Origin of the sequence: Lactiplantibacillus modestisalitolerans (assembly GCF_005405425.1) — a bacterium.
In the GTDB taxonomy this organism is placed as follows: Bacteria; Bacillota; Bacilli; order Lactobacillales; family Lactobacillaceae; genus Lactiplantibacillus; species Lactiplantibacillus modestisalitolerans.
The window spans coordinates 156,261-170,223 of the sequence record NZ_BJEA01000010.1 but is presented as its reverse complement, the minus strand read 5'-3'; the positions used below and the strand labels follow the sequence as shown (position 1 = coordinate 170,223).

General features: G+C 51.4%; 10 protein-coding genes. 4 read left to right on the top strand and 6 right to left on the bottom strand.

The window, feature by feature from the left end; all coding sequences use genetic code 11:
* Window positions 1-177 precede the first annotated feature (177 nt).
* Window positions 178-1,236 (bottom strand): aspartate-semialdehyde dehydrogenase, encoded by a 1,059-nt coding sequence (locus FFM79_RS06980; protein WP_137642752.1) that lies wholly within the window; start codon window positions 1,234-1,236, stop codon window positions 178-180.
* A gap of 192 nt (window positions 1,237-1,428) precedes the next feature.
* Between FFM79_RS06980 and FFM79_RS06975 the strand changes: the two genes are divergently transcribed.
* Window positions 1,429-2,379, top strand: a complete 951-nt coding sequence (locus FFM79_RS06975; RefSeq protein ID WP_137642751.1) for a linear amide C-N hydrolase — start codon at window positions 1,429-1,431, stop codon at window positions 2,377-2,379.
* Here FFM79_RS06975 and FFM79_RS06970 read toward each other — a convergent pair.
* The 3 genes from FFM79_RS06970 to FFM79_RS06960 form a co-directional block, all read right to left on the bottom strand.
* On the bottom strand, window positions 2,376-2,594 hold the full coding sequence (locus FFM79_RS06970) for a hypothetical protein (protein ID WP_137642750.1): 219 nt from the start codon (window positions 2,592-2,594) through the stop codon (window positions 2,376-2,378). The genes FFM79_RS06975 and FFM79_RS06970 overlap by 4 nt on opposite strands.
* Window positions 2,595-2,851: 257 nt before the next feature.
* Window positions 2,852-4,942, bottom strand: coding sequence for a SpaA isopeptide-forming pilin-related protein (locus FFM79_RS06965; RefSeq protein WP_137642749.1), 2,091 nt, complete (start codon window positions 4,940-4,942; stop codon window positions 2,852-2,854).
* 252 nt (window positions 4,943-5,194) lie between these two features.
* Window positions 5,195-5,629: a GNAT family N-acetyltransferase gene (locus FFM79_RS06960; protein WP_137642748.1), complete on the bottom strand. Its 435-nt coding sequence runs from the start codon at window positions 5,627-5,629 to the stop codon at window positions 5,195-5,197.
* A gap of 173 nt (window positions 5,630-5,802) precedes the next feature.
* Between FFM79_RS06960 and FFM79_RS06955 the strand changes: the two genes are divergently transcribed.
* Window positions 5,803-7,971 carry an LTA synthase family protein gene (locus FFM79_RS06955; RefSeq protein ID WP_137642747.1) on the top strand — a complete coding sequence of 723 codons (2,169 nt, stop codon included), beginning with the start codon at window positions 5,803-5,805 and terminating at the stop codon, window positions 7,969-7,971.
* A 185-nt stretch (window positions 7,972-8,156) separates the two neighbouring features.
* Window positions 8,157-9,950, top strand: coding sequence for a glycerophosphodiester phosphodiesterase (locus FFM79_RS06950; RefSeq protein ID WP_137642746.1), 1,794 nt, complete (start codon window positions 8,157-8,159; stop codon window positions 9,948-9,950).
* Between the two features lie 91 nt (window positions 9,951-10,041).
* On the opposite strand, the gene FFM79_RS06945 is transcribed toward FFM79_RS06950, so the two are convergent.
* Window positions 10,042-11,043: an NAD(P)/FAD-dependent oxidoreductase gene (locus FFM79_RS06945; protein WP_137642756.1), complete on the bottom strand. Its 1,002-nt coding sequence runs from the start codon at window positions 11,041-11,043 to the stop codon at window positions 10,042-10,044.
* Window positions 11,044-11,293: 250 nt separating this feature from the next.
* On the opposite strand from FFM79_RS06945, the gene FFM79_RS06940 reads away from it, so the two are divergent.
* Window positions 11,294-12,883 carry an Ig-like domain-containing protein gene (locus FFM79_RS06940; protein WP_137642745.1) on the top strand — a complete coding sequence of 530 codons (1,590 nt, stop codon included), beginning with the start codon at window positions 11,294-11,296 and terminating at the stop codon, window positions 12,881-12,883.
* Between the two features lie 186 nt (window positions 12,884-13,069).
* On the opposite strand, the gene FFM79_RS06935 is transcribed toward FFM79_RS06940, so the two are convergent.
* Entirely contained in the window at window positions 13,070-13,954 is an 885-nt protein-coding gene (locus FFM79_RS06935; protein ID WP_137642744.1) for a polyphosphate kinase 2 family protein, read from the bottom strand.
* Window positions 13,955-13,963 lie beyond the last annotated feature (9 nt).

Here is a 13,963-nt window from a genome sequence, read left to right as displayed (position 1 = left end):
CTATTTCGCTAATCACAACGAACTGATTGAAAATTCAATTGGCAACCTTCTTAGCAGATCAACACCAAATATCATAGGCCCGAGAATTAAAGCGAACTCAAAAAGCGGTTGACATTAGTCTTAAAACTAACGTCAACCGCTTTTAGTTGGTCAACAACTCGTCAACCTGATAAAACCTTATTGCATGTGTAATAAGCCCATCTTGTGCATCGTTTCAGCAATCTGAACCGAATTCCAAGCAGCCCCCTTCAACATGTTGTCAGAAACGTTCCACATCTGGAAAGCTTGCGGCGTTTCTTGATCCGGCCGAATCCGACCAACGAACGTGTCGCGGGACCCTTCGGCGTTGTGAGCCTGCGGGTAAATTTGGTGATCAGGGTCGTCTTGCAAGACGATGCCCGGTGCCGCTGCCAAAGCATCTTGAATGCCCTTGACCGTGGCCTTTGGATCCTCAACTTCGAAGTAAATTGATTCTGAATGACTCACTGGAACTGGAATCCGAACACAGGTAGCCGTTACCTTAATGTCCTTCGCATCCATATCATTCAACATAATCTTCTTGGTTTCGTGGATCATTTTCCATTCTTCATGGGTGTAACCGTCTTCTTCAAACACGTCAATTTGTGGGAGCGCGTTGAAGGCGATCGGATAATGTTTCTTATCCCCAGCAGTTGGTAAAATTTCCGCGTGCATTTCTTCACCGTTTAAGTAGGCTTGCGTTTCATCGTGTAATTCCTTTAAGGCCCGGTTACCCGCACCACTAACGGCTTGATAAGTTGAAACAATGACCCGCTTCAACCCAAAGGCCTTGCGAATTGGTTCCAACGCAACCACCATTTGAATCGTCGAACAGTTCGGGTTCGCCACGATACCGTGATGTAATTTCAGGGCTTCGGGGTTTACTTCGGGAACGACCAACGGAATCTTTGGATCCATCCGAAACGCACTCGTATTGTCAACAACCACCGCACCGCGTTTAACGGCTTCGGGGGCAAACTTCTTGGAGACCGACCCACCCGCTGAAAACAGTGCCAAATCAATTCCTTCGAATGATTCAGGAACGGTTTCTTCAACCGTTAATGCTTGGCCGTTAAATTGAAGTTGCTTACCTGCTGAACGACTTGATGCCAACAGCTTAACCGAATTAACCGGTAAACTTGTTTGTTCCACCATTTTGATCATCCGTGCACCGACTGCACCGGTTGCGCCAACGATCGCGACGTTATATCCACTCACTATGAAGACCTCGCTTTGATAGTTATTGAAACATTATTATAACACGCTTTTAAAGATTGGAAAATAATGAGCCTACAAAATTACCCTTTTCTAATGTCAATTAACATTTAATTAGGTCGTTCACGAAAACCGATGCTTTGGCGGCCGGTCATTGTAAGCGTATACTAAGGGCAACGAAAGGAGCGCTTTTGCATGTGTACGAGCCTTACCTATACCGATACGCGCGGCGGTCACTACTTCGCGCGCACCATGGACTTTCCCACGACCACGCCCTGGCGACCAATCTTTTTGCCCCGGGGCTATCAGTGGCCCACCGGCCTACAAACTAACCGCACGACCCGCTACGCCATCTTAGGCGGCGGCCGCCTTCCAATTCACTTTGCGAGCTGTTTGATGGCGGACGGTCTCAACGAAGCCGGGCTGACCTGTGCCGAACTTTACCTGCCACACGCCGTGCACTACCAGTCAGCCGCCCAAACCGACCAAATTAACCTAACCCCACAGGGCTTCATCAACTGGGTCCTCGGTGAACACGCCACCGTGGCCGAAGTTCAAGCTGACCTACCACGGGTCAACCTAGTTGCCGGCCTGTGGGGCGGTGCTGATCAGGTCTACCCCTTCCACTGGTTCATCAGTGATCAAACTGGCGCCCAAATCGTAATTGAACCGACCACGCCCACCCTGCACGCGCAAGCCAATCCGGCGGGCGTTCTAACAAACACGCCGACCTTACCCGTTCACTTAACGAACTTGCGGCGGCTACTCGACGTTGCGGACCAGCCGTTTGAAGCTGTCCGAACCGCGGCCCAAAATTGGGTTGCGTCTCAGCGTCCTTTACCCAGTGGGGTGGTGCCCACCCGGCGCTTTAATCACATGGCGATTCGCCGCCTCGGTAGTCCGCAACTCACGCCCGCCCAGGCGCCAACGACCCTACTCGACTGGCTGGCAGCCGTGAGCATTCCCTTCGACCCGGCCAAGCGCAACCAGGTCAGTCACAACTACACCCACTACCGCAGTGTAATTGATTTAACACACGCGACTTACCACTTCGTTGCGCGCACGACGCTGCGACACCAACAAATCCAATTAACGCCGACGATGGCCGCGACTTGGCACGCGCCGTTTATCTTTCGCGCGGACTAGTGCCGGCGTTTCAAAAAGTGATCAAATTCGGTATTGATGGCGGCGCGCACCCGCGGATCCTTTAAGTCCGCCGGGTCATCCGGCTGCGCCCCCGTCATCCGACTGACAACTTGCAAGTAACCAAACAGCACCTGGCTCGGATCAAGGTGGTACTGACCAGCTAATTGCACAGCTAAATCGTAGCGGTCCGGTCCTAATAATGCGGAATAATCCATATTTAATAACCCCATTCTTAATTGATTGTCGCCATAGCTTAGCACATTCACCCGAATTTTTCAGAGACCAGCCCCGCGCCGGAAAAATGGTTCTGTACCAATTGGTGTTGCGGTTGCCGCCAGCAGCGGGGGTAACCGGGTGGCTAGCTTGACCCTGTTTTAACAGCTTGACATCACATATTATGAACTAAAAAAATCCGCACCCCTGAACAATTCGTTCAAGGATGCGGATTTAATCAGCCACTGTTAACTTGTGACTAGCCTTGCCGCCGAACAGTATAAACGCTAAAACCAATTAGCATTAACAGTAGGGCTAAGCCAACTACAACTGCGAGCGGTTGCGAACGCCGTTCACCAGTTTGTGGCAACTGGTTAACCGCTGGCGTAATGGCATTGGCTGGCCGCTGACCATTAACGGTCGCGGCTGAACCATTGCTGGACGCCTGACCCGTTTGACCAATCGTCGCCGTTGAACCAGCTTGACTAGCGCCCGTTGCTGGTGCGGTCACCCCTGGCACAGTTGGTGTTGTGGGTGCGGGTTGACTCGGCGCGGGCTGCGGCTTAGCCGGTGCTGGCGTCGCTGGTGCTGGCGTCTCCGGTTGACCTAAATCTGGTTCGCCAGTCCCGGGTTGCGCCGGACCAGTCGTCCCCGGAGTACTGGTTCCAGGTGCGGTCGTCCCGGGTTCAGTTGTTCCCGGCTGACTAGTACCTGGGTTCTCAGGTTCAGTTGTTCCTGGATTCTCCGGCTCTGTGGTACCAGGATTTTCAGGTTCAGTTGTTCCTGGATTCTCCGGCTCAGTGGTGCCAGGATTTTCAGGTTCAGTCGTTCCTGGATTCTCCGGCTCAGTGGTGCCAGGATTTCCAGGTTCGCCCGGAGCCGCTTCAATTGGCTGATTGGTGGCGCTCACCTTAACGGGCGCCGTCTGACCACTCGTAATCGTAAACTTGATTGGTGTGGCGTTCAATTGGTACCCGGTTGGGGCCTGCGTTTCAACGAATTGATAGTCACCAGGTGCTAAGCCGGCGACCGATAACTGACCAGTTTGATCAGTTGTCAGCCCCGTTTTCAGCACTTGACCAGTGCCGTCGGTCAATTGATAAACCGCTCCGGCTAACGGCTCCTGCGTATCAAACGCGGTTTTCGTTAAAACAACCTCACCAGTCGTTGGGGCCACTGGCAGCTTTTGGTTTGACTGCGTCAAGTCCGTTAATTCACGCGCAGTATTCAAATCAATTGTGAACGGAATTGGCGTTGAATCCAGCTGATAACCCGTTGGCGCTTTCGTTTCAACTAACTGATAGTTACCTAACCGTAAGTTGCTGATGATCAGCTCACCGTTGGCATTCGTCGTCAATCCTGACTGAATCACGTTGCCGGCACTGTCTTGCAACTCGTACTCAGCGCCACTCAACGGTGCCTTCGTATCCGCGTCTTCCTTTAACAGCATGATGCTCCCGAGGTGGTCCTCACCATTCCCGGTCCCATCACCGCCGTAACTAACGTTGCTACTAATCGTGACGCCGTTCATCGATGCTGAATTCGTCCAATTGTTACTATTTTCCGTCACGTTGGCTAACTGAACGTTGTAGACCATGTTCACCGCGGTCGTAATGTCATGGAACGTAAACGTAATCTGGTTACCATTGACCGCTACGGTTGGCGTGGTCGTCCCACTTTGAATGAAGTTACCGACGTCATTGTAGCTCCCAGTTTGAGCCACAACCGAACCCGGAATAAAGGTCTGATTTGGCCCCAGGGTATCGGTGACCGTGACCGTTCCCAAATTCTGACCGGTTGGGTTAAACGCCACGTTCCACGCTAACGTTGACGGTAAGCCGTTGGCGTCATAATCCCCAATCCAACCAATTTTGTTGATTGACCAGTCAAAGTGTACGTCGTTATCAACGGTCCCCTTCGCGAAAAATTGGAGGGTTCCCGTCCGGTTCGTCCCAGTTTGCGACAACGCATCGTTAAACGTAATGGTCCCGGTCGTTTGCCCGGCCTGGATTGCAAAAGTCCCAACAACGCGCCCATTATTATCTTTCAACGGAAAACTAAGGTTGACCGGCGCGACGGCCCCGTTTGGTAACGTCACCGTCGTCGTATCGCCATCCGCAATTGGTTGCCCATCTCGAATTGACCAGTTATACTGCACAGTATAGTCTTCCCATTTGCTTAACGTATTCGTGTCCGTAATGACGTGGCCATAGCGGTCCGTCACGGTTGCGTCACTACCGGTTAACCCCAGTGCTGGGATTTCATCGGCGCGAGCAACGGATCCCAGTGCGAAGACCGTTGCAATAACTGTCAACAGACCAAGAAGGGCTGTAAACAATTTGGCTCGCATAAACTCTTTCCCCCATTTCTATCATGACTACCTAACACACAACTAAACCATTAGAACGTTTAGCTCGCCGCAACTTAACTGGCTAACGGCGACGTCCCCACGCGTCCTAACTACGTTAACCATAAAACCATCCCGTTACGGAGGTGTACTAATAAGCCTTAAATGAAAATTTGCCGAACAAATTCGCCCCTTAACCGTTGGGGACCGCATTCATTCGGCAAATCTAATTGTATTGCTGATTTAGGACGCCGCTTAGAACCTGCGTTGCATCTGTTGGTGCCGTAACCCGGCTTCCATAAATTCCGGGCCCACTGCTTGAAAACCCAGCTGCTGATAAAAGCTCTGCGCGGTCACTTGCGCGCCCAACACTAAACGCTGCGTGTTAGCCGCCCGCGCATCCAGGGCAATTTGGGCCAGTAACTGGCGGGCATAGCCGTGACCGCGAGCCGTTTTGAGTGTCGCAACCCGCTGTACGTGCCAACTACCAGGGCCTTCCGGGGTAATGCGAGCAGTCGCCACCGGCTGGTTCTGGTCATCGTAAGCCACGTAATGCCAGGTCGCCGCCGTCACTTGATCCAGCTCATCTTCCGGGGCAATCCCCTGCTCATCAATGAAAACTGCTCGCCGAATTGCGAGCGCGTCGCGGTAAACCGCCGACGTCGTTTGATTACTTTTTTCAATTTTCATACCTTTTGACCACCTCTAAAGATGAGCATACCGGTTGTTTTAATTACCGTCAATTCTGCATTTAACGCATTCTTAAAAATGTTAGCGATTTCGAACCGGTCTCTTATGTTAAAATGACTTGATAGTACCTTTAACGTTACCCTAAATTTGTCACAGAATGAGGTCTTATATTCATGTTTACCAAATTCCGCCAACTCGTGAATACGCGGATCGGGTTCTTTTGGCTCTTAGTATTACTATTCTGGGCTAAAACGATTTTCGCGTACCTCGCAGAGTTCTCATTGGGCGTGGCCGACATCTTGCAAGTATTCTTAATGTTGGTCAACCCAATCGCAACCACGGTTTTTCTGTTTAGTCTAGCTTTTTATATTCGGAAAACTGGCTATTATTACTACCTATTACTGTTGATTGATGCGCTCGATACGATTTTACTGTACGCTAACGTCATTTATTACCGTGAATTCACCGACTTCATGACGGTGAGTACGATTACCGGTTATTCCAAAGTTAATCAGGGACTGACCGGCTCGTCACTGGCTTTAATGAAGGGCTACGACCTGATTTACTGGGTCGATTTAATCGTCGTCCTCGGCCTGTTACTGGTTCACGTTATCAAGCAGGACCAACGACCAATCCGGAAGCACTCGGCGTTTGCCTACACGTCGGTCGCCCTGGCTGGCTTTGGCCTTAACTTGGCGCTTGCCGAAGCCAACCGGCCACAGTTATTGACCCGGACCTTTGACCGTAATTACCTGGTTAAATACCTCGGTTTAGACGCATTCACGGTGTATGACGCCATTAAAGATGAGCAAACGAATCATCAGCGGGCGAGCGCCAAGAAATCGGAACTAGATACGGTTCACGATTTTACCAAGGCTCATTACGCAGCGCCGAATGACAAGATGTATGGGATTGCCAAGGGTAAAAACGTGATTGTCATTCACTTGGAAAGTTTCCAACAATTTCTGATTGATAAAAAAATCGACGGCAAGGAAGTTACCCCGTTCCTGAATAAGTTGTATCATAGCCAATCGACTTACGCCTTTAAGAACTTTTTCCATCAGGTTGGCCAGGGTAAAACTAGTGATGCCGAAAACATGTTGGAAACGAGTACTTACGGACTGTCCACCGGGTCACTATTCTCGCAACTAGGTTCGGATAACACTTTCCAAGCCGCTCCGGCAATTTTAAACCAGCGCGGCAATTACTCGTCCGCCGTCTTTCACGGAAACGTCGCCAGCTTCTGGAACCGCAATAACACTTACAAGAATATGGGTTATCAATACTTCTTTGATGCTAGCTACTTCGATACCACTGGTGATAAATCAACCGGTTACGGCTTGAAAGATAAATTACTATTCAAGCATTCCGTCCAGTACCTCGAACGACTCCAACAACCGTTCTACGTTAAGTACATTACGGTCACGAACCACTTTCCGTTCACGTTGGACGAAGAAGATACCGACTTTAAGACGACTGATACTAGCGATTCCGCCATTAACGGCTACTTCCAAACGGCCCATTACTTGGATCAATCAATTCAGGAATTCTACCAGTACTTAGAAAAAGCTGGCTTATTGAAGAACTCGATGATTGTTCTGTACGGGGACCACTACGGCTTGTCCAACAGTGAAAACGATACGTTGGCGCCAATTCTTGGTAAGTCGGCCGACGATTGGAGTTCGTTTGACAACGCGCAATTGCAACGGGTTCCGTTCATGGTCAACCTCCCCGGAACGACCGGCGGAAAAATCGAATCCACCTATGGTGGTGAAATTGACGTCCTCCCAACCCTGCTCCATTTGCTGGGAATTTCTAGCAAACGCTACATTCAGTTTGGGACCGACCTCTTCTCCAAAGATCATGACCAGACGGTCGCGTTTCGAAACCGTGATTTTGTCACCCCGAAGTACACCGTCCTCAATGATACCGTTTATGACAATCATACCGGTGAAGAGGTCGATACGAGTGACGACGAGGCCCTCCAGAAACGGATCGACAAACTGCAAAAGAAGGTCAACAAGGAACTGAGCCTGTCGGATTCGCTGAACACGAAGAACCTTTTGCGCTTCTATACGCCGAAGGACTTTAAGGCCGTTGATGCGTCCGACTATAACTACGCTGACGAACTCGAAAAGACCATTCAGATTGAAGAAAAACTCAAGAAGGGCTCGACTAGTCTGTATAGCAAGAACGGTAACAAATCGACCGAATCACTGTACAAGACGGACGCGCCTGAAGATTCACATAAGAAGACCGACTCAACGCGGATCAAGATCACCAATCCGGATGAAAATGATACCAACCAGTCCACTTCTAGCAGCAGTGCTTCCGGTCAATAACTGGTTGTCCTGCAACGGAACCCCCAACTGCCATTGTCGTAGTTGGGGGTTTTGTTCACTAAGAAAGTAACGACCACAACGTTCATTTCTAAAGTAACCGTGATAGCTTTTAACCATTTCGTCAGTTTTTTTCGACGCGCCCGTGCTAAACTATAACTATCTATGACGATAAGGGAGTTTTGATAATGGGTGCATGGCAATTTTGGTGGGGCGCGACCCGCCGGTTTTATCGTAATTGGGGAAGTTACGTCGCGCTAATTTTTGGGACCAACCTAGTGATCAGCTACTTAGCGATTCCGTTTTTCAACGAAGCGTTGGAACTGTTACTAAAGAGTCAGGGCGTCGCTTACGTTTCGTACACTAACTTCGCGGCCATTGCCCGGCAGGCACCGCTGGCGATGCTGGGAATGCTCGTTTTATTAGTGGCGCTGATTGAGCTCGTCTACTGGCAATTTGCCTTCTTGTTACTGGGCATTACCAACATTCTCCGCGGGCGGCCGCAAACGGTCCGCCAGGTTTTACGCGCAACGGTCGGTAGCTTACGGCACACGTCTTTGAGTAGTTTTCCCCTCTTCGTGGGCTACTTCATTGTGATCCTCCCGTTTGGCAGTTTCATGTTTACCACCCCACTGCTGAACAAGGCCCGGATTCCAGCATTCATCGTCAGCTTCCTGATGGACAATCCCTGGATGACGGTTGCGCTGGCGGCGTTTTACCTGATTACCGGCTACCTGGGGTTACGTCTCATCGCCCTGCTACCACTGATGATTTTGGACCAGCTCCCCTGGCGGATTGCGGTTCGGCGTAGTTGGTCGCAGACCAGGCACCGGACGCTCCGCAATTTATGGGCTATGCTGGTCATTCTCCTCATGACCGGTCTTAGTGTCAGTTTAATTTACGGCGTACTCTACGTTGCTCAGCTAGCTTGGGATCAAACGACGCTGGCAATGGGCGCCGCGACCGTCAACCTCTTTTTGATGGAAATCGCAACTGAAATCCTGATCTGTTACACGACCGCGCTCTTCATGATGTTGTTCATCGCCCTTTACCGGCAAGATTTAAGCCTCATTTCTAAGCGCCCCCGCTACTTTAACGAGCCGCCGCATTTAAAGCGGTGGACCCGTACTGGCGTGGTTGCGGGCCTCGTTTTAGCCAGCGGGGTCCTCGTTGGCTTTAACCTAATTTACCTCAACGGGCTGGCAATTAGTAAACCACTCATCATTGCGCACCGCGGGGTCGATCACCATAACGGCGTTCAAAACACCATTCCCGCTTTGAAAAAAACCGCACAGGCGCACCCGGCCTACGTTGAGATGGATGTGCAAGTCACCAAGGATCATCAGTTTGTCGTGATGCACGATACCAACCTCAAAACGCTAACTGGTAAAAACGTGCGCACGGCCAACCTAACCCTTGCGCAACTGCAGCGTTTAACCGTCCGGGAGAACGGCCACGCGGCTAAAATTCCCAGCTTCGACGCTTACTTACAAGCCGCCCACCAGTCTGGCCAACGCTTGCTCGTGGAAATCAAGACGAACCGCGCCTACACCCGGGCCGACACGCGCCGCTTCGTCCAGCGATATGGTGCCAGTTTGAAGCAGCACCACGATCAGGTCCAGACGTTGAGTTACCGGGTGATGAGCGACCTCAAGCAACGTGATCAGCAGCAGACGACCAGCTACATTTTACCGTATAACCTGACCTTCCCACATACCGTGGCGGATGGCTACACGATGGAAGTCACGACCCTTAACGACCGCTTTGTTGACAAGGCCGAGCGTGCCCATAAACTAGTTTATGCGTGGGACATCGACGATGAGGATCAGATGACCCAGATGATGTTCATGGGCGTTGACGGCGTGATCACCAACAACACGCGTCAAATGCAGCGCCAAGTCCGAACGACTACTGAGCACCCCAGCTACGCCAAACTACTCCTCACCTTCATGAACGAACTGAGTTTAACGGACCAGAGTTAAAACCAACACTTGCATCAAATCACAAAACCCGCTGACGGTTAGCACCATTGCTAACTGTCAGCGGGTTTAATTTAATTATGATAAAAAATGACTAGCGCCCCTGCTTTTCAAATAAAGTGGTACTGTGCAACGGACTGCGCCGTTCCGGATAGAGCGTCATCATTAACTGGTTGACCGCGTTCGGGGCCTCCCCAAACCCGCTGGCAATCAATCCCAGTTTGCCCGGATAAGTAACGGTGTCCCCAATGGCCGCAATGCCCGGTACATCGGTCTTCATTTCCGTATCAACCGCAAACAACCGGTGAGTCAGCGTTGGTACGACGTGCCAGTTACGAATGACTTTATTGTCCGCGATAAACCCGTAGTTAACCACCAAAGCGTCGACGGCCAACTGCTCTTCGGCTTCGCCGCGCACTTCACGCATCGTTAGGCCTAATTGGCCGGTTGGCGTCTCTGCTAATTTTTTAATTAAAAATGGGGTTTTAATAATCACCGACGACGCCTTCAACAAGTCAACGCTGTGCTCCATTCCCCGAAACTGGTCGCGGCGGTGCATAATGTACACCTGTTTGGCGACCGGTTCCAATAATAGCGCCATGTCAATCGCCGAATCACCCCCACCGGCAACCAGCACGGTCTGATCCTTAAACTGCTCCACCTTTGGAATGTGGTAGAATAACTGCCGGCCTTCAAAGTCTGCCGCGTTATCCACCGCGAGCCGGCGCGGCTCAAACGCACCGTTCCCGGTCGCAATGATAATCGCCTTCGTCTTGGAAGTTTGGCCGTCCGCGGTCGTCACCATAAAATCGCCAATCTGACCTGCCACGTCGGTCACCGCCGCGTTCAACCGGACGTCGATTGGAAACTGCTTCATCTGCCGGGCAAGTTGTGCAACCAATTCGCGCCCCTTAATACCGGGGTAGCCGGCGACGTCGTGAATCAGCTTTTCGGGATACAGCGCCTGCACCTGCCCGCCCAATTCGGGTAAGCTTTCCAACAACTGGACCCGGGCGTTGCGCATGCCCGCGTAAAACGCCGCGAACATTCCGACCGGACCCCCACCAATAATCGTTAAATCGTAAGTTGTACTCATCATGTTCCTACTCTCTTAAAAAATTTGACGTTGGCTTAATTCTAGTGGATTTACGCTTAGAATGCAAAGCGAACTGCTAGCGCTCACAAATCCCGTAACGGCGCGATTTACCCAAATTTGTGCCACCATTACTATCGCATTGTTTGCTTAATTGCCAAACCAATGCACCTGGCGTTGCTTCACTGTACAAACATGGTAAATTATGGGTGCCGAGTTAGGCAAGTAATCAGCAAGAATGGGGGTATGTCTTGTGCGTAAAATTTGGTTTTTATTGTTAGCCACCCTTAGTGGGCTCCTCTTAAGTTTGGCCGCACCACCACTCGTTAGTCAGGCGCGGGTGATTACCGAAGCGACCGGATTGGACGTCAATAGCGCCGTCATTAAAGACGCCGCGGGTAACATCCTGTCGCATGACGCCGAGTTACCGGAAAGTTCGGAATACACCGTCAACTATAACTGGAGTATTCCGAACACTAGCCTCGTCCGTTCGGGTGACACTCTGAGCGTTCAGGTCCCAACCAACGTTAAAATTCCCGCCGATGACGCCTTCCCAATGGTTAGTTCTGACGGCGGAACCATCGGGACCTTCTTCATTGCCGCGGGGAGTCATACCGGGACCGTCACTTTAAACAGTTACTTTACGTTACGACCGTTAAACCGCCGTGGGTATATTCACTTAGCCGTTATCGGGGCCACCCCGGATCAACCGATTGACTTAGCGCCGATTGCGATGAGTAAATCGGTAGCGTGGGCCGACCCACTTGACCAAACCAAATTAAATTGGACGGTTGACGTTTTAGCGAATGAAAACTCACTCGTCAACCCAGTCATCACGGATCAAATCAGCACGAACCAGAGCTACGTCGCTGATAGTGCCAAGTTAACGGATGAGTTAGGAAACCCAATCGATGCAACGGCCACCGTTAGTGGTAGTCAGCTAATCGTCACCGCGACGGGGGCGTTCGTGGGGCATTTAACGTTAACTTACCAGACAACGACCAACGAGCCAACGGGGGAAGCCCTGTATACCAACCAGGCCACCTACATTGATGATCAGGGAAATAGCGGTTCCGCCGACGCGTCAATCGTGCGGCCCGCACCGGTGGAAGATGATCCCCCGGTAACGGCGCCGGAAAATCCGGATACGTCAACGCCGGAAAATCCGGATACGTCGACGCCGGAGAACCCCGATACGTCAACGCCGGAAAATCCGGGTACGTCGACACCGGAGAACCCCGATACGTCAACACCGGGAAATCCGGGTACCTCAACGCCGGAAAATCCGGATACTTCGACACCGGAGAACCCCGATACGTCAACACCGGAAAATCCGGGTACCTCAACGCCAGAAAATCCGGATACGTCGGCGCCGACGAACCCAAGTCAACCACAACCCGAGGCCCCAACGACGGCCGCCCCGGAAGTTCCAGGTCCGACTGCACCGGTAAACGACCAACCAACGCCGCCAACTAGTTTGCAACCAGCCCCTAGCCAACCGACTGGGCCCGCCCCAGCAACCGGATTGCCCGCCCTGCCGCCAACGACCGCGAGTGCTAATTCCACTCAGCAGCCCGTTACGGGTGCGACGCCAGCACTGCCAAGTAATCCAAGCTCCTTCGTGCCCACCACAACCACCATTGTTGCGGCGCCGGGTTCAGCTAGCGTGACGACCACCCCGGCCGCTTCCGCTGAAGAAGCCGATGAAGAAACCAATTCAGTGCGGGGACTCCCACAAACCGGTGAACGTACGGAAAGTACGTGGCTCGCAACTGGAATTGCCTTACTGTTAAGCTTACTAGCATTAAGCTACTTCACCTGGATGCGTCACCGGATTCATTGACTCCGTGACACGAGCGTGATTGTAATCGCTGTCATCTTTAGATATTGGCAAATAAGCGACCGTGGCAAAAGCCACGGCCGCTTATTCGTCTTCAAAGGGGCGGCGCTAATTCGTGCGGCTCCCGTTGGCTGGTACCACCCAACTGCCCGTCACCACCTTCATGCTGGTTGCGGTTACGGGTCTTCTTCATTCATTTTCATGATCTAATTGGTCTAACGCTGCTTTTAACTGCGCCTGTTCACTCGGCATGAGTGACGGGTACGCCAACGGTAACTCAGCCAGGCGCTGATTAATAATTTCAGAAACGCACAACCGCGAATACCACTTACTATCAGATGGAATCACATACCACGGCACCTGCTTAGTGGCGGTGTGCGTCAAGGCATCCCCGTAAACCCGCTGGTAAGCATCCCAGTACTGACGTTCACGCACGTCGGCCGCCGAAAACTTCCAATTATGACTGGGAATCTCAATGCGCCGAATGAAGCGTTGCTTCTGTTCAGCCTTTGACATGTGTAAAAAGAATTTCAAAACCAAAAATCCATTGGCTTGCAAGTAGGATTCAAAGAAGCGCAGGTCGTTGAAACGGCGTTCAAAAAACGCATCGTCAACGTCACTGACCGATTGAAGTGCACCAATATGGGCGTTAACGATTAGCTCGGGATGAACCCGGCTAACTAGCACGTCTTCATAATAGGACCGATTAAAGATCCCAATCATGCCCCGCTCGGGAACTTGCTGGTGAATTCGCCACAGATAATCGTGGGCCAGTTCGTTACTCGTCGGCTGCTTAAACGCCGTCACCCGACAGCCCTGTGGATTCACCCCACTCATAATATGGCGAATCATGCTGTCCTTCCCGGCCGCGTCCATCGCTTGAAAAATAATCAAGACGCCGTAGCGGTCCTGAGCATAAAGCTTACCTTGTAACTCCTTTAGTTGTTTGATATTCTTCGCAATTTGCTTTTTGATTAGTTTTTCATCCGCAAACCGCGGATCCGGTGCCGTTGTTTGCGCCGCTAGTGTCAACTGTTCCTTACCCGTATAGCGGTAATGCTTTTCAAAGTTCACCCGTCAACA